17 protein-coding genes are annotated in these 15,410 nt (G+C 72.8%); 5 read left to right on the top strand and 12 right to left on the bottom strand.

What is annotated here, in order from left to right; translation table 11 throughout:
• Window positions 1-5: 5 nt before the first annotated feature.
• Window positions 6-1,151, top strand: coding sequence for a glycosyltransferase (locus ABZ463_RS02555; protein ID WP_362772176.1), 1,146 nt, complete (start codon window positions 6-8; stop codon window positions 1,149-1,151).
• Here ABZ463_RS02555 and ABZ463_RS02550 read toward each other — a convergent pair.
• The gene (locus ABZ463_RS02550) at window positions 1,084-1,710 is read right to left on the bottom strand and encodes a glycerol-3-phosphate acyltransferase (protein WP_362772174.1); all 627 of its coding nucleotides are present in this window, start codon (window positions 1,708-1,710) and stop codon (window positions 1,084-1,086) included. The genes ABZ463_RS02555 and ABZ463_RS02550 overlap by 68 nt on opposite strands.
• A 49-nt stretch (window positions 1,711-1,759) precedes the next feature.
• Between ABZ463_RS02550 and ABZ463_RS02545 the strand changes: the two genes are divergently transcribed.
• Window positions 1,760-2,401, top strand: coding sequence for a spheroidene monooxygenase (locus ABZ463_RS02545; RefSeq protein ID WP_352012598.1), 642 nt, complete (start codon window positions 1,760-1,762; stop codon window positions 2,399-2,401).
• Window positions 2,402-2,415: 14 nt separating this feature from the next.
• Here the strand turns inward: ABZ463_RS02545 and plsX are convergent, their stop codons facing one another.
• The 9 genes from plsX to ABZ463_RS02500 form a co-directional block, all read right to left on the bottom strand.
• Window positions 2,416-3,384 carry a phosphate acyltransferase PlsX gene (gene plsX, locus ABZ463_RS02540; RefSeq protein WP_362772172.1) on the bottom strand — a complete coding sequence of 323 codons (969 nt, stop codon included), beginning with the start codon at window positions 3,382-3,384 and terminating at the stop codon, window positions 2,416-2,418.
• A complete protein-coding gene (locus ABZ463_RS02535) occupies window positions 3,377-4,312 on the bottom strand; it encodes a phytoene/squalene synthase family protein (protein ID WP_362772170.1) in 936 nt (311 codons plus the stop codon). The genes plsX and ABZ463_RS02535 overlap by 8 nt, the downstream gene beginning before the upstream one ends.
• Entirely contained in the window at window positions 4,309-5,769 is a 1,461-nt protein-coding gene (gene crtI, locus ABZ463_RS02530) for a phytoene desaturase family protein (RefSeq protein WP_362772168.1), read from the bottom strand. Before crtI ends, ABZ463_RS02535 begins: the two co-directional genes overlap by 4 nt.
• Window positions 5,766-6,815: a polyprenyl synthetase family protein gene (locus ABZ463_RS02525; protein ID WP_362772166.1), complete on the bottom strand. Its 1,050-nt coding sequence runs from the start codon at window positions 6,813-6,815 to the stop codon at window positions 5,766-5,768. The genes crtI and ABZ463_RS02525 overlap by 4 nt, the downstream gene beginning before the upstream one ends.
• Window positions 6,816-7,006: 191 nt before the next feature.
• Window positions 7,007-7,384: a hydrogenase maturation nickel metallochaperone HypA gene (locus tag ABZ463_RS02520; RefSeq protein ID WP_352012603.1), complete on the bottom strand. Its 378-nt coding sequence runs from the start codon at window positions 7,382-7,384 to the stop codon at window positions 7,007-7,009.
• A gap of 60 nt (window positions 7,385-7,444) precedes the next feature.
• Window positions 7,445-7,618: a hypothetical protein gene (locus ABZ463_RS02515; protein WP_352012604.1), complete on the bottom strand. Its 174-nt coding sequence runs from the start codon at window positions 7,616-7,618 to the stop codon at window positions 7,445-7,447.
• On the bottom strand, window positions 7,615-8,436 hold the full coding sequence (locus ABZ463_RS02510) for a hypothetical protein (RefSeq protein WP_352012605.1): 822 nt from the start codon (window positions 8,434-8,436) through the stop codon (window positions 7,615-7,617). Before ABZ463_RS02510 ends, ABZ463_RS02515 begins: the two co-directional genes overlap by 4 nt.
• A gap of 104 nt (window positions 8,437-8,540) precedes the next feature.
• On the bottom strand, window positions 8,541-9,245 hold the full coding sequence (locus ABZ463_RS02505) for an SIS domain-containing protein (RefSeq protein ID WP_362772162.1): 705 nt from the start codon (window positions 9,243-9,245) through the stop codon (window positions 8,541-8,543).
• The gene (locus tag ABZ463_RS02500) at window positions 9,242-9,859 is read right to left on the bottom strand and encodes an SIS domain-containing protein (protein WP_362772160.1); all 618 of its coding nucleotides are present in this window, start codon (window positions 9,857-9,859) and stop codon (window positions 9,242-9,244) included. Before ABZ463_RS02500 ends, ABZ463_RS02505 begins: the two co-directional genes overlap by 4 nt.
• A 180-nt stretch (window positions 9,860-10,039) precedes the next feature.
• Here ABZ463_RS02500 and ABZ463_RS02495 point away from each other — a divergent pair, with 180 nt between their 5' ends.
• The 3 genes from ABZ463_RS02495 (at window position 10,040) to ABZ463_RS02485 (ending at window position 12,108) form a co-directional block, all read left to right on the top strand.
• Window positions 10,040-10,426: a hypothetical protein gene (locus ABZ463_RS02495; RefSeq protein WP_362772158.1), complete on the top strand. Its 387-nt coding sequence runs from the start codon at window positions 10,040-10,042 to the stop codon at window positions 10,424-10,426.
• A 201-nt stretch (window positions 10,427-10,627) separates the two neighbouring features.
• Window positions 10,628-11,467: a metallophosphoesterase gene (locus ABZ463_RS02490; RefSeq protein WP_362772156.1), complete on the top strand. Its 840-nt coding sequence runs from the start codon at window positions 10,628-10,630 to the stop codon at window positions 11,465-11,467.
• The gene (locus ABZ463_RS02485) at window positions 11,464-12,108 is read left to right on the top strand and encodes a 4'-phosphopantetheinyl transferase superfamily protein (protein WP_362772154.1); all 645 of its coding nucleotides are present in this window, start codon (window positions 11,464-11,466) and stop codon (window positions 12,106-12,108) included. The genes ABZ463_RS02490 and ABZ463_RS02485 overlap by 4 nt, the downstream gene beginning before the upstream one ends.
• A gap of 69 nt (window positions 12,109-12,177) precedes the next feature.
• On the opposite strand, the gene ABZ463_RS02480 is transcribed toward ABZ463_RS02485, so the two are convergent.
• Entirely contained in the window at window positions 12,178-12,846 is a 669-nt protein-coding gene (locus tag ABZ463_RS02480; protein ID WP_352012611.1) for a response regulator, read from the bottom strand.
• Entirely contained in the window at window positions 12,843-15,383 is a 2,541-nt protein-coding gene (locus tag ABZ463_RS02475; protein WP_362772152.1) for a sensor histidine kinase KdpD, read from the bottom strand. Before ABZ463_RS02475 ends, ABZ463_RS02480 begins: the two co-directional genes overlap by 4 nt.
• Window positions 15,384-15,410 lie beyond the last annotated feature (27 nt).

Here is a 15,410-nt window from a genome sequence, read left to right as displayed (position 1 = left end):
CTCCGATGAGGGCACTGACCGTGCTCCAGGCGGCGGCCGCGGTCACCGCCGCGGTGCGGCTCGCCCGCGGCCGTGACCGCCTGCCTCGGCTGAGTCCCACGACGACGGATACGCCGGTCTCCGTGGTCGTACCGGCCCGCGACGAGGAGGAGCGCATCGGTCCCTGCCTGAAGGCGCTCCTGGCCGATCCCGCGGTGGCCGAGGTCGTCGTCGTGGACGACGAGTCACGGGACGGCACCGCCGCCCTGGCGGCCGGGCTTGGCGCCAGGGTCGTCGCGGGCACGCCGCCGCCCCGTGGCTGGGTCGGCAAGCAGTGGGCGCTGCGGCAGGGGGTCACGGCCGCGGTCAACGACGTCGTGGTGACCCTCGACGCGGACACCAGGCCCGCCCCCGGCCTGGTCGGGGCGCTCGCCGCCGCCCTGGCGCACCACGACCTGGTCAGCGCGGGTCCGCGCTTCGTCTGCGACGGGGTCGCCGAGCAGGCACTGCACGCCTCCTTCCTGGCGACGCTGGTCTACCGGTTCGGCCCGATCGGGCCGTCAACGCCACCGCCTCCCCACCGGGTCGTGGCCAACGGCCAGTGCATGGCCTTCCGCCGTACGGCGATGCTGGAGGCGGACGGGTTCGGCAGGGTGCGCGGGCACATGACCGACGACGTGGCGCTGGTCAGGCTCCTCGCGGCGGACGGCTGGGCGGTCGCCTTCCTGGACGCGGGCGGGCTGCTGGAGGTGGACATGCACGAGTCCGCCGCCGGGGTGTGGCGTGAGTGGGGCAGGTCGCTGCCGTTGCGCGACGTCACCGGGCCCGGCTGGCAGGTCGCCGACCTGGCGGTCGTCTGGCTGACGACCGCCCTGCCCGTCCTGCGGCTGCTCTCCGGCAGGCCGACCCGTCTCGATCTGGGACTGCTGGCCGCGCGGACACTGCTGGCCCGCGCGTTGCGCGGCAACTACGCCGTACCGGGGCCCGGCGTGCTGCTTTCTCCGCTGCTGGATCCGCTGACGGCCGTACGGCTGACGCAGGCGACGCTGCGCCCCGTGCGCTCGTGGCGTGGCCGCCGCTACCCCGCCGCGGAGATGGGCGCTCTCACGTACCGTCCGCCGTCCGGCCCGCGTGGGAGGACCGGGCGGCCTGTCCGAAACGAAGGCCGATGAGACACATCAGCGCCCCCGTCGCGGCCACCTGCCCGATCGGGGTGAAGAACAGCTGGAGGAGCGGCAGGCCGAAAACCGCGACCCTGGCCCCGACCGCGAAGGAACGCGCGGTCAGGGCGGTCAGGACCAGGACCACGACGCCCAGCAGGAAGGCCGGGGGGCAGATCACGGCGAAGCCGCCGACGAAGGTGAGGACGGACCGGCCGCCCCTGAATCCGGCGAACACCGGCCATGCGTGCCCGGCCATCGCGGCGGCCACCGCCAGGTACACCGGCACGACGCCGCCGCCGGCGACCACGCCGGTCCCCGTGGTGTGCGCGCCGCTCACCGCCAGGGCCAGCCCTGCGGCGAGCGTGCCCTTGAGGGTGTCGCCCGCGAAGACGGGTACGGCGGCCCGCCAGCCGAGACTTCGCATGACGTTCCAGAAGCCGGGGTTGCGGTCCCCCGTCTCGCGGGGATCGAAGCCGTGGGTCCGCCCGACCAGTACGGCGACCGGCACGGATCCCAGGAGGTAGCCGCCGATGAGAGCCACCAGCGCGCAGAGCGGTCCGGGAGTCATCGCCTCATTCCATCTCGTCAGATATGCGGATCTGGGGGCTGCCGGTCACATGGCCTTCGACCGGCCTTCACTCACGGGCACCGACGGGCTGGTGTTCTGGCGGCTGCTCGGCACCGGCCGTGGCGCGTCGATGAGCCTGGGCGCGGACCTGCGCCGCTGGGCTCTGTTCGCGGTCTGGCGGCACGAGGCCGCCCTCGACGGCTTCCTCGCGACCTCCCCGATCGTGGCGCGCTGGCGCGGGCGGGCCGTGGAGGCATGGCAGGTACGGCTGAGGCCGCTGGCCTCGCGTGGGAGGTGGGGTGGCGTCGAACCGTTCGGCTCCGGCATACCGGAGGCGGGCGGAGACGACGCGGCGGGCGGCGGGCCGGTGGCCGTACTCACCCGGGCGTCGATCCGGCCGTCCCGGCTGGTGGCGTTCTACCGGTCCGTTCCCCGGGTCGACCGTCTCCTGCTGGGCCAGGACGGCTGTCTGGCCTGCGTCGGCGTCGGCGAGTGGCCGCTGGCCAGACAGGCGACGTTCTCGCTGTGGCGCGACACGGGCGCGGTACGGGACTTCGCCTACCGGGGACGGGCGCATCGGGAGGTGATCGAGCGAACCAGGGCACAGCGGTGGTACTCCGAGGAGTTGTTCGCCCGGTTCGCGCCGTACGCCAGTGAGGGGACCTGGAACGGCGCCGACCCCATCGCCTGAGGGGAGCGCCCGGCTCATCGAACGGACTCGGCGGCGGGCCAGTCCCCGGGGCGGCCGGTGACGCCGCCGTCCGCCAGGGCACGGGCGAGCACGCAGGCCCGTGCGATCGTCGCAGCCCCGGACGCGCCGTGCGCGACGACGACGGTGCCGCGCAGACCGAGCAGCGCCGCCCCGCCGTGGGTTTCGGGGTCATAGCGGCGGGTGACCTCACGCAACGCCTCGGAGGTGGCGATTCCCCCCTCCGCGACCAAGGTGAGCGCCGCGCGCACCGTCCCTTCGACGTTCTTGAGCACGATGTTGCCGGTGAACCCGTCGGTGACGATCACGTCCACGGTCCCGGCCAGCACATCGTGTCCCTCGACGTTGCCGTGGAAGCGCAGGGGCAGGCTGGACAGCAGCTCCCCCGCCCCACGGGTCACCCGGTTCCCCTTCCCGGGTTCCGAGCCGATCGACAGCAGGCCGACGGACGGGTCCGGCACGCCGAGGACCAGCCGGGCGTAGGAGGTGCCGAGCATCGCGAACTGGGCGACCATCTCCGGCACCGGATCGGCGGTCGCCCCGGCGTCGATCAACACGGTCGCGCCACCGGTCACCGAGGGCAGGGCGACGGCCAGGGCAGGCCTGAGCACGCCCGGCGCCCTGCCGATGCCCCGGACAGCGCACGCCACGACGGCCCCGGTCGGGCCCGAGGACACGAACGCCGAGGCGTCGCCCCGCCCGACCAGTTCACAGCCGATCCTCAGGCTTGAGGCGGCCTCGGTGGCCGCCGCGCCCGGCTCGTCCATCGGGATCACCTCCTCCGCGTGCACCACGCCGATCTCCCCGAGGGCGCCGTGGCGCGCCAGGTGCCGGCGGATCTCCCCGGATCTGCCGACGAGCACGACGGGGACGCCGTACTCGCGGCTGGCCACGACCGCGCCGCCGACCGTCTCGGCTGGGCCGTGGTCTCCGCCCATGGCGTCGACGGCCACCGGATCAGGCATCGCGCCCTCCTTGGGGACTCCGGGTGACCACCCGGCGTTCGGCCCTGTCCGCCACACAGGCCGCGTACAGGTGCCGGGTGAAGACGGCCAGCCTGCGGCCCAGCGGCACGACCGCCCTGGCTCCGAGGACGTCGTGGCGGGCCGCCTCAATACGGCTGAGGATCTCGCCGTACAGCTCGTGGGCGGCGCGGACGCACGGCTGGGAGGAGGGGATCAGCAGGTCGATCCCCTCGGCCGCGCGTCTGTAGTGCTCACGGGCCCGCTCGGTCTCGAAGGCCAGCAGCTCGCGCAGGGCGCGGGTGGGGGTGGGCCGCCCCAGGTCTGCGACCCGTACCCCGAACCTCTCCAGGTCCTCCAGCGGCAGGTAGACCCGGCCACGTCGCAGGTCCTCGGACACGTCACGCAGGAAGTTCGTCAACTGGAAGGCGAACCCGAGCTGCCTGGCGGGTTCGCGGGCCCGTTCCACCATGCCGGGCAGCGCCTCCAGAACCGGCAGCATCATGGTGCCGACGACCGCCGCCGACCCCTCCATGTAGCCGAGCAGGTCGTCGTAGGTGGTGTAGCGGCTGACGGTCAGGTCGGCCCGCATCGAGGCGAGGAAGGACTCGATGTCGCCGTGGTCGATGCCGAACGAGCGCACGGTCTGCGCGAACGCCGGAAGCACCGGATCGTCCTGGGGGACACCCGCGAGGGCGCGGGCCGTACGTACGGCGAACCCGTCCAGCGCGGCCGCCCGGTCCCCGGTCATCGCGAAAGAGTCCACGATCTCGTCGGCACGGCGCGCGAAACCGTACAGGGCGTGCACGTGGGGACGTTTCCAGGCCGGCAGCAGCCGGGTCGCCAGGTAGTAGGAGCGGCCGTGGCGGGCGTTGAGTCTGCGGCAGAGTTCGTAGCTGGTGGTCAGCGTCACCGGAGGAGCCAGGGTCATCGGGGTGTCCTCAGGATGCGTTCCGCGGCCAGCCTGCCGGAGATCAGCACCGGCGGCACGCCGACGCCGGGGGCGGTGTGCATTCCAGCGAAGTGCAGGCCGGGGACACGGCCGGCCGCGCCCGCCGGTCTGAACCAGGCCGTCTGTGTGAGGCGGTGGTCCAGGGCGAAAGGGGTGCCCGCCGAGTGGCCGAGCCCGGCCCAGGCGGGCGGGTCGAAGGTCAGCCGGGAGTCCTGCGAAAGGTCGCCGTAGCCGAGGCCGGCCAGTCTGCCGAGCAGACGTTCGCGCAGGTACGGGGTCAGACGGGTCCAGTCTCCTTCGCCACGCAGGTTCGCGGTCGGCTCCAGCACGGTGAGTGTCGCGTGGCCCTCGGGGGCGGCGGAGGAGTCGGACTCGGGGTAGGTGACCAGCAGGCTGGGGTCGGGCTGTGGCCTGCCCGCGCGCAGGGCGGAGAAGCCGGAGTCCCAGTCGCTGCCGAAGTGCAGCGTGTGGTGAGCCTGGTCGGCCAGCCTCCGGTCGAGGCCGAAGTGCATGACCAGGCACGAAGGTGAGAAACGGGGGCGGCGCAGACGCCAGTCCTTCGCCTCGGGCGGCAGCAGCCCCTGATGGGCGCCGGGCAGGTCGCAGGCGACCACGACGTGCCGGGCGGGCAGGCGTTCGCCGGTGTCGAGCCGTACCGCGCGGACCCCGTCGTGGCCGGTCTCGACCCTGACGGCCCGCGTGCCGTACCTGATGCGTGCCCCGGCCTTCCGCGCCACGTCGGCCAGTGCCCGCGGGATGGCGTGCATGCCGCCGTCGGCGGGGAAGAAGACACCGCCGACGGTGTCCATGTGCGCGATCACGGCGTAGATGCCGAGGGCCTGACGAGGGGACAACCCCACGTACAGAGCCTGGAAGGTGTGCGCCCTGATCAGCCTGGGGTCGGTGAGGTGGGCCTTGACGAGCCGGTCGAGGCGTCGCAGACCCCCCAGAGAGGCCAGCCTCGCCAGGGCGAGAGGGCGCAGCAGGCTCCGCAACCGGGTCACGTCACGGTCGATGAAGTCGTGCCACTCCGCGGTGAAGAGCTCGCCGAGCCTCGCCCTGAAACGGAGATACCTGTCGGCCTCGGCCGCTCCGCACAGCTCGCGTACCCGTTCGGTCATGGCGTCCCGGCCGGCGACCACGTCCAGGTGGGAACCGTCGTGGAAACGCAGCCGGTAGTAGGGGTCCAGACGCCGCAGCGGCAGCAGGCTCTCCATGTCGTGCCCTGCCGCGGCGAAGACGTCGGCCAGCACCTGCGGCATGGTCAGCACGGAGGGACCTGTGTCGAAGCGGTAGCCGTCCAGGCTCACGGAGCCGCAGCAGCCTCCAGGCACGTCCCTGGCCTCGACGAGCGTGACGTCCCTGCCCGCCGCGGCCAGCCTGACCGTCGCCGCCAGGCCGCCGAGCCCGGCGCCGACGACCACGACCGGGCTCACGCCCGCCTCCGCGTCGCCAGGTCGGCCAGCTCGCCGAGCCCGCGCACGACCTCCGCCGGCAGGTCCGCCTCGTCCAGGGCCGCCCTGGCCAGGGATACCAGGTCCGTGATGCGTTCCTCGGCCGTCTCCAGGGCTCCCGTGGTGACGATCAGCCGTCGGGCCGCCGCGACGTCCGCCTCGTCGTGGACGTCGTCGAGCAGCGCGGCGTCGTACCGGCCCGCCCGCTCCCTGGCCGTCGCGGTGAGCCAGGTGTGCTTGCCCTGGCGCAGGTCTGCGCCGACGGGTTTGCCGGTGACCTCCGGGTCGCCGAAGACACCGAGCACGTCGTCGCGCAGCTGGAACGCCTCCCCGAGGGGCAGGGCGTAGGCGCTGAGCGGGGCGCGCCGCCTCGGGTCGCCACCCGCGACGGCGTGGCCGAGGTGCAGGGGGCGCTCGATGGTGTACTTGGCCGACTTGTACGTCGCGACCCGAGCGGCCTCGACCGGGCTGCTCGCTCCCCCGGCGGCGTAGGCGAGGTCGAGATACTGGCCGCCGACGACCTCGGTCCTCATCCGGGTGAAGACCTCGAACGCGTCGGTGAGGTGGGGCCCGGCGCGCAGCAGCGCCGCGTCGGCCCAGGTGTAGGCGAGCATGCCGAACAGGGTCGCGGCCGACTCCCCGAAGCGCCGCCCGTCCCCCCGCCAGCCCCGTCCGCCGTGGTGCTCGGCGAGCGCGAGGTGTACGGCGGGCCTCCCTCGCCGGGTCTCCGCCTCGTCCATCACGTCGTCGAGGATCAGCGCGCACGCGTGCACGAGCTCGACCGCGCAGCCCGCGGCGAGCACGGCCTCGTCCCCTGGTTCGCCGCCCGCCGCCCGGTGCCCCCAGTGGACGAAGGCGGGCCTGAGACGTTTGCCGCCCTGGCGGACGAAACCGAGCAGGGTGTGCCGTATTAAGTCGAGGTCCTCACCCAGGAAGGCCATCTCCGCTGTCTCCCGCTCCAGGAACTCGTCCAGGTAGCGGCTCATCCGCTCGCGAAGATGATCGGTTTCGCGGGTGACGGTGGCCATGGGCGTCGCTCCTCTGTCTTGTTGGGGGTAACTTCGCAGCCGCAACCGCATTCGGATGCGCCTACCGGAGAGCGAGCCGGAATGGGCCATGATCATCGCATTCCCTGACGATCCATCCCCGGGCTCCGTGCTAATAAATCACCCCATCACGCAAGAAGTCGCAAAAAAGGCCATAAAACGCCCTGGTGTGGTCAAGCGTGCTCCGGCACGTCCACGGGCCCGGCGGCCTGGGCGGACTCCAGGAACTGGACGGAATCGAGGAAGAGGTCGTCGCCGCCCACGGTCTCGACGTCGGTGCCGTCGCACTCGACGCAGACGGAGCGCGGGACGAACGCCGCCGCGGTCTGGCCGCACCTGCGGCAGATGAGCTGGGCGGGGACGATGAGCAGCTCCACCTTCGCCCCCTCGGCCAGCGAGCCCTCCGCGACCTTGGCGAAGGCGTGGTTGATCTCCGGCTCCGTCACCCGGAGCAGGGCGCCCGCGTGCACCCTGGCCCGGCCCACCCTCCGGCCCTCCGCGCGTTCCTCGACCGCGATGAGGATCGCCTCCGCGACCCCGAACTCGTGCATGCCCGATTCCCTCGTTCCCGGTTTGTCCTGTTCCTCAGCGGCTTCCCGCCGCGCGGAGTGTCACGTCCCACCGTTCTCCGGGCGGCCGCCCCGGCGCCCGAGACGGGGCAGGACCCGGTAGACCACCCAGCCGGCTCCCGTCACCAGCGCCCTCGTCACCACCGTCGTCGCCGCTGTCGTCACCGCGGTCAGCGGCCGTCGCGGCAGTCCTCCTCCCATGGCGAAGCTCCTCACGCGATGGCCTCCTCATCCCCCGCCTGCGCGGGGTCGTCCGGGTGGTCGGGCAGGACCACGGGCGAAGAAAGCACCGCGTCACGGTGCCCCGGCTCACCGACCAGCGCGGGCCAGGTGTGCTCGTTGCGGCAGGCACGGGCGAACGGCCCGGCCCATTCGGGGGGATCGGCGAGCGAGACGAAGCCCCCGCCGTCCGTCTCGACGATCAGGTGCGCCGAAAGCAGCGACCGCCGCAGCGCGTACTCGCCCGAGACCCCCCGCCCGATCAGGAGCGCGGTGTTGCGCGCCACGACACGCAACCGGATGAGCCCGCACGGCCCGGCCAGGCGTTCGGCGCTCATCGTGAGGGCCGCGTCCAACGGCAGGTGCTCGCAGACCACCCGCCCCTCCGGTCCGCCGCGGGGGCCGCGGATCTGCTCGGTGAAGCGGTCCCCGGGGACGTTCACCTCCGTCGTCCGCTCCCCGCCGAGCAGTACGGCCAGCGGGAAGGACACTCCGATCTCGCGCTCGGTCGCCTCGTCGTAGGACAGGAAGGTCCCCTCTCCGGACTCCGGCCGGGTGCGCTCGACACCGCACCTCCTGAGGTGCAGGAAGCGCAGGCACAGGTGGACCGAGGCGTCCTGCGCCCGTTCGAGCAGGCACTCGGTCATGCTCCACGAGGTGCCCTCCTCCTCGGGACGTCCCGGCGGCACCAGCGTTCCCGGCCGCTCCCCCGGGGCCGCGGGCGATCGGTCCCGGTACAGCACGGCGTCGGCGACCCTGCGGGCGATCCGCGCGGGCACGCCGGAGGGGATCCCGTCTCCGGTCCACGCCGTCATGCCGCCTCCCGCCACCTCGCGCCCGTCGCCCGCCGATACCCCGTCGCCGCTGTGCCACCGTCCTGTGTCTCTGTCCTGTGTCTCTGTCCTGTCGTCGCCCGCCCTCAGCCCGTGCCCGGCGGGTTCACCCCGAGCGCTCGCTGGGTGAGTTCCCACAGCACGTGGTAGACCGTCGCCTGGGCCTCCTGGACTCGGTGCGCCGACGACGACGGGATGACGAAGAGATAGTCGAGCAGGCCGAGCCCGGCCATCCTGCCGCCCTGGTCCCCGGCCAGGCCGATGGTGAGCATGCCCTGGTGCGCGGCCTCCTCCAGGGCCCGCAGGACGTTGAAGGAGCCGCCGCTCGTGGACAGGCCGAGGGCGATGTCGCCGCGCCTTCCGAGCGTGGCCAGCTGACGCGCGAAGACGGCCTCGAAGCCCACGTCGTTCGAGAGCGCGGTGACCACGGCGACGTCGCCGGTCAGGCTGAGGGCGGGCAGCGACAGGCCGTAGGCCGGGTGCAGGAAGGCGGTCGCGACCTGCTGGGCGTCGGCGCTGCCGCCACCGTTGCCGAAGGCGAACAGCCTGCCTCCCGCGGCGAACCTGATGGCCATCTCCTGGGCGCACTCGGCCAGTTCGTCGCCCGCGACCTCGGCGACCTGCCAGCGCAGCCGTACGATCTCGGCCGCCTTCTCCTCGGCCGACCTGCGGGCCTCGGCCAGCGCCGCGGCGGAGTCGGATCGTGCGGGGGCGGCGATCCGCCGTCCCGGGGCGGGAAAGGGGTAGAGGGCGGGCACCGCCCCGGCGGCGGGATCCTCAAGCGTGCTCATCGCGCTCCCTCGCCCACGGGTCCCGCCTTCTCGAAGAACACGTGGACCAGTTCCCACAGCAGGTGGCAGAGGGTCACGTGGACCTCCTTGACCACGGCGGGGTCGTCGGAGTCGACCGCCAGCAGATGGTCGGCAACGCCCCGCCCGGCCGTGATCCCGCCGTCGCCCCCGGTGAGCGCGACGGTCAGCAGGCCCAGTTCCCCCGCCGTCTCCAGACCGCGCAGCACGTTCTCGCAGCGGCCGTCGCGGGAGATCCCCAGCGCCATGTCGGCCGGGTCCGCCCAGCGGCGCACCTGGTGGGCGAAGGCCTCGGCGAGGCCCTCCCTTCCGCTCACCCCGGTGACGGTCGCGCAGTCGTTGCTCAGCGCCAGCGCGGGAAGCGTCCGTCTGCCGACGATGACCGGGTGCATGAACTCGGCGGTGATGTGGGCCGCGTCCGTGCCGCAGCCGCCGTTGCCGAAGACGATCAGCTTTCCGCCCCTGCGGAACCGCGACGCCATCTCACGGCAGGCCAGGGCGACGCGTTCGGCGTCCGCCGCGAGTGCCCGGCCCGCGCGGTCGCGTCTGAGGAAGGCCGCGCCGACAGCCGGATGCATGGTCGATGTCACTGGCATGGGTGAACGCTCCGTTGTCCGCGGTAGTCGTCAGGCTACGACGCGTGTCCGAGACGCCGACACCTCCGGCGCTGCAAACCGGGGTAAAGGTCTGATCATGGGCATGCCGCCACCGGCCTCCCGCTCCCGAAGTCACACGTCGCAGATATACCCTATAAATCGGTAGGTAATATTGACATTATGGAGTCGGTCTGGTCGGGTGATGGCGTGGCGGGCGACAAGTCGGCGGTCCGGTGGAAGCGGGTCCGCACCGCGCGTGAGAGAACCACATGTGAGAGAACCGCGCACGGAGGACGGGCGCGGCCGCGGTCGGGCTCGCCCCACGAGGGGACGGGCCGGGGCATCGCCGCGAGACCCACGCCCGCGTGTACGGATCACGAGCACCTGACGGCCCTGGGCGAGGCCGCCGCGGCGGTCATGGAGTCGGCTCCGGGGGTCGCCGCCTGCTGGCTGCGGGCCGCGCTGAACACCTTTCCCCCGGAACAGCGCGGCGGCCGGGAGCACACCCGGCTGCTCGGCCTGCTGGAACGCGCCCTCACCCTCTCCGGGGACCGGCGCCCGCCCTGACCCGCCCGTGCCGTACGGCCGTGGCTCCCCGAACCCACCCTCTTGGTGATCGCGGGGGTTCCGGATATCTTCCTGGCATCGGGGCGGACGGGGACGGAGGCGGCGACGCCGTACGGCGCGGCCGCGTGGGCCCGCCCCGGCGGACGACCCCCGGGCCGCCGTGGCCCGGGAGACCTCTGAACCACCGAGGACGGTGCAAGCATGACCTCGCTGCTGGCCATCAGCGACCTGCACATCGGATACCAGGAGAACCGGAGGATCGTCGAGGGGCTGCGGCCGGACTCCCCCTCCGACTGGCTGCTGGTCGCCGGGGACGTATCCGAGGCGGTCGCCGACGTCGAGTGGGCACTGCGCCTGCTCTCCGAGCGCTTCGCGAAGGTCGTGTGGGCGCCGGGCAACCACGAGCTGTGGACCCATCCCAGCGACCCCGTCCAGCTGCGCGGCGAGGAACGCTACCGGCACCTGGTGAAGGTCTGCCGGAACCTGGGGGTGGTGACCCCCGAGGACCCCTACCCGGTGTGGGAGGGGCCCGGCGGGCCGGTGGCCGTCGCCCCGCTGTTCGTGCTCTACGACTACACCTTCCGGGTGCCCGGCGCGGCGACCGAGGAGGAGGCGCTGGCCCTGGCGTACGAGAAGGGGGTGGTGTGCACCGACGAGATGTTCCTGCACCCCGACCCGTACCCCTCCCGTGCCGCCTGGTGCCGGGCCAGGATCGCCGAGACCGAACGCAGGCTCGCCGGACGCCCCGAGGGCGTGCCCACCGTGCTCGTCAACCACTATCCGCTGGTCCGTGAGCCGACCAGGATCCTGCGGCACCAGGAGTTCGCGATCTGGTGCGGCACCGAGCTGACCGCCGACTGGCACCTGCGTTTCGACGCCGCCGCGGTCGTCTACGGCCATCTGCACATCCCCAGGACGACCTGGCACGACGGCGTGCGCTTCGAGGAGGTCTCCCTCGGCTATCCCCGTGAGTGGCGGCCCCGGCCGACCCCGCCCGGCAGGCCGCGCCTGATCCTGTCCTCCCCCGGGGCGGCCTCGTGATCGACAGGATTCTGCCGTCCTGGGTGGCGAGCGCCGAGGCCTTCGACGACCCGCCCGAGGCCACGCTGTTCCCCGAGGAGGAGGCCGTCATCGCCCGCGCGGTCGGCAAACGGCGGATCGAGTTCACCACCGCGCGCCACTGCGCCAGGCGGGCGCTGGCCGATCTCGGACTGCCGCCCGTGCCGATCCTGCCCGGCGAGCGCGGGGCACCCACGTGGCCCGGCGGGGTGACGGGCGCCATCACCCACTGCGCGGGCTACCGCGCCGCCGCCGTCTCTCTTGAGGCCCTGACCGTCGGCATCGACGCCGAGCCCCACGAGCCGCTCCCCGAGGACGTGCTCAGGGCCGTCTCCTCGGAGGGCGAACGCAAGGAGCTCGAACTGCTCGGCGGGGACGTGCACTGGGACCGGCTGCTGTTCAGCGCCAAGGAGAGCGTCTACAAGGCCTGGTACCCCCTGGCCCGGCGCTGGCTCGGCTTCGAGGAGGCCCACGTCACCTTCGACCCTTCGGGCGTCTTCAGCGCCCGCATCCTCGTCGAGGGCCCGCTGGTCGAGGGGCGCCCGCTGACGGGGTTCGACGGCCGGTGGCTGGTGTCCGGCGGCCTGCTGATGACGGCCATCGCACGCCCCCGCACGGCATGAGCCGCCTTTTCCTGATTTTTCAGGATTACGGTGCTGTCCCGTCGCCCGCCCTTCCAGGACGGGGTTCGTTCAGGGCTGGAAGCGGTAGCCCATGCCGGGTTCGGTGAGCAGGTGGACCGGGCGGGCCGGGTCGGGCTCCAGTTTCCTGCGGATCTGGGCCATGTACTGGCGCAGGTAGTGGGTCTCCCTGACGTAGGCGGCGCCCCAGACCTCGGTCAGCAGCTGGCGCTGGCTGATGAGTTTGCCCGGGTTGCGCAGCAGGATCTCCAGCAACTGCCACTCGGTCGGCGTCAGCCGTACCCCTCCGGAGATCGTCTTGCCCGCCAGGTCGACCACGTGCGCGCCGACCTCGACGCGGGCGAGTTCGGCCTCGTGGACGGTGGTCCTGCGCGTGACGGCCCTGATGCGGGCCAGCAGTTCGTCGATGTTGAACGGCTTGGTGACGTAGTCGTCGGCCCCGGCGTCCAGGGCCTCGACCTTGTCCTGGTTGCCCGCCCGTCCCGACAGCACGATGATCGGCACCTTGGTCCAGCCGCGCAGCCCGTGGATGACGTCGATCCCGTCGATGTCCGGCAGCCCGAGGTCCAGGACGACGAGGTCGGGGTGCCAGTCGGCGGCCTCGCGCAGGGCGGCGCCGCCGCCGTCGGCGACCGCGACCTCGAAGTGCCTGGCCAGGAGGTTGATGCGCAGCGCGCGCAGGATCTGCGGTTCGTCGTCGACGACGAGGACGCGGGTCATGTCCGCTCCTCGGGGGCGATGGGCAGCTTCAGGATCATGGTGAGGCCTCCCCCTGGTGTCTCCTCCGGCGTGAGCGTCCCGCCCATCGCCTCGGCCAGCCCTCTGGAGAGGGCGAGGCCGAGGCCGACACCGGTGTGGTTGTCGCGGTCGCCCAGACGCTGGAAGGGCATGAAGATCCGGTCGTGCGCCTCCCTCGGCACGCCGGGGCCCCGGTCGATGACGCGGACCTCGACGCTGTCGCCGTAGGAGCTGGCGGTGACCAGGACCTTGTGGTCTCCCGGGGTGTAACGCACCGCGTTGGACATCACGTTGACCAGGATCCGCTCGACCAGGGCCGGGTCGGCGACGACCTCGGGCAGGCCGGGCGGGATGTCGCCCTCGACACGCTCGCCGAGCGGCCCGAGGTCGTCGACGGAGCGCGGGACGACCTCCCCCACCGCGACGGGTTCGAGGGCCAGTCCGAGCACCCCCGCCTGCAGGCGGCTCATGTCGAGCAGGTTGGCGACCAGCCGGTCGAGCTTGACCAGCGACTCGTCCGCGGTGGCCAGCAGTTCCCGCCGGTCCGTCTCGCTCCAGTCGATCTCGGTGCTGCGCAGGCTGTCGACCGCGATCCTGGCCGAGGCCAGGGGGGTGCGCAGGTCGTGGCTGACGGCGGCGAGCAGCGCGGTGCGCATCCTGTCGGCCTCGGCCAGCGGCCCGGCCAGGTCCGCCTCACGCCGCAGCCGCTCCTGGCGCAGGGCGACGGCCGCCTCCGCGGCGAAGGCCTCCAGGACCCTGCGGTCGGCCGCGTCGAGCAGCCTGCCGCGCGCGGCGAGCACCAGGTCGCGGTCGATCACCACGTCGGTGTCGGCGGCGCCGGGGGTGGCGCAGGGCGGCCCTCCCGAGGTGGCCGCGATCCGCCACGCCGCGGGCTCGGAGCGGTCGTCGGGGGCGGGCTCGCCGGTGCGTTCGAGCAGCGTGACGGAGGTCAGCCCGAAGGTCTCGCGCAGCCGCGCCAGCAGGGAAGCCAGCGCCGCCTCCCCTCTGAGCACGTGTCCCGCCAGGGTGGACAGCACCTCGGCGTCCGCGCTCGCCCTGGCCGCCTCCCTGGTCCGTCTGGCGGCCAGGTCGACCACCGCGCTGACCATGACGGCGACCAGCACGTAGACGCTGAGCGCGAAGATGTTCTCCGGGTCGGCGATGGTGAACCGGTCGACCGGCGGGGTGAAGTAGTAGTTGAGCAGCATGAACCCGGCGACGGCCGCGGTGACCGCGGGCCACATCCCTCCGGCGAGGGCGACGCAGACCACCATGAGCAGGAATATCAGGATCGCGCTCGACAGCTTCAGGCCGTCCCTGAGCGGGGCGAGCAGCGCGGTGATCGCCGGGATGCCCAGCAGCGCCATGGCCCAGCCCGCGATCCTGCGTCCTCGGGTGAGCGCCGCCCTCGGCCGGTCGCGCCCGGCTCCTCTGCCCACCTCGCCGTGCGTGATCATGTGGACGTCGATGGAGCCGGACATGGCGGTGGTCGTGACCCCGACCCCCCGGGAGAAAAGCTGCGCGAAACGTCCCCTGCGGGAGGCGCCGAGCACGAGCTGGGTGGCGTTGACCCCGCCGGCGAAGTCGAGCAGCGCGCGCGGGACGCTGTCGCCGACCACCTGGTGGTAGGTGCCGCCCAGGCTCTCCACCAGGGCGCGCTGGCGGGCCAGGTGCGCCGGGTCGGTGCCGTTCAGCCCGTCGGAACGGGTGACGTGGACGGCCAGCAGATCGGCGCCCTTGGTCCTGGCGGCGATCCTGGCGGCCCGCCGTACCAGGGTGTCGCCCTCGGGGCCGCCGGTCAGCGCGACCACGACGCGTTCGCGCGCCTCCCAGGTCCCGGCGATGCCGTGTTCGGCGCGGTAGCGGTCGAGCTGGTCGTCGACCTTGCCCGCGACCCACAGCAGCGCCAGCTCCCGCAGCGCGGTGAGGTTGCCGACCCTGAAGTAGTTCGACAGGGCCGCGTCCACCTTCTCCGGAAGGTAGATGTTGCCGTGGGCCATCCTGCGGCGCAGCGCGTCCGGCGCCATGTCCACCAGCTGTACGGCGTCGGCCTGCCGTACCACCTCGTCGGGGACGGTCTCGCGCTGCGGAACGCCGGTGATCTCCTGGACGACGTCGTTGAGCGACTCCAGGTGCTGGATGTTGACGGTGGAGATGACGTCGATCCCCGCGTCCAGGATCTCCTCGACGTCCTGCCAGCGCTTGGCGTTGCGCGAGCCGGGCACGTTGGTGTGCGCCAGCTCGTCGATCAGCACCAGTTTCGGTTTGCGGGCGATGACGGCGTCCACGTCCAGCTCGGTGAAGCTCGCCCCCCGGTGGACCAGGGTCGCGCGGGGGACGGTCTCAAGGCCGTCGAGCAGCGCCGCGGTGCGGGGCCGGTCGTGGGTCTCGACGAGCCCCACGACCACGTCCGTGCCGCGTCCCAGGCGCCGGTGCCCCTCGTCGAGCATCGCGTAGGTCTTGCCGACGCCGGGGGCCGCGCCCAGGTAGATCCGCAGTTTCCCGCGCGCCCCGTTCATCGCCCGCTCATCTCCTCTCGCCTCTTC

The sequence above is a fragment of the Streptosporangium sp. NPDC020145 genome, from assembly GCF_040631275.1.
Lineage (GTDB): Bacteria > Actinomycetota > Actinomycetes > Streptosporangiales > Streptosporangiaceae > Streptosporangium.
The sequence above is the reverse complement of the archived record's forward strand: the minus strand, read 5'-3'. Positions and strand labels throughout refer to the sequence as shown.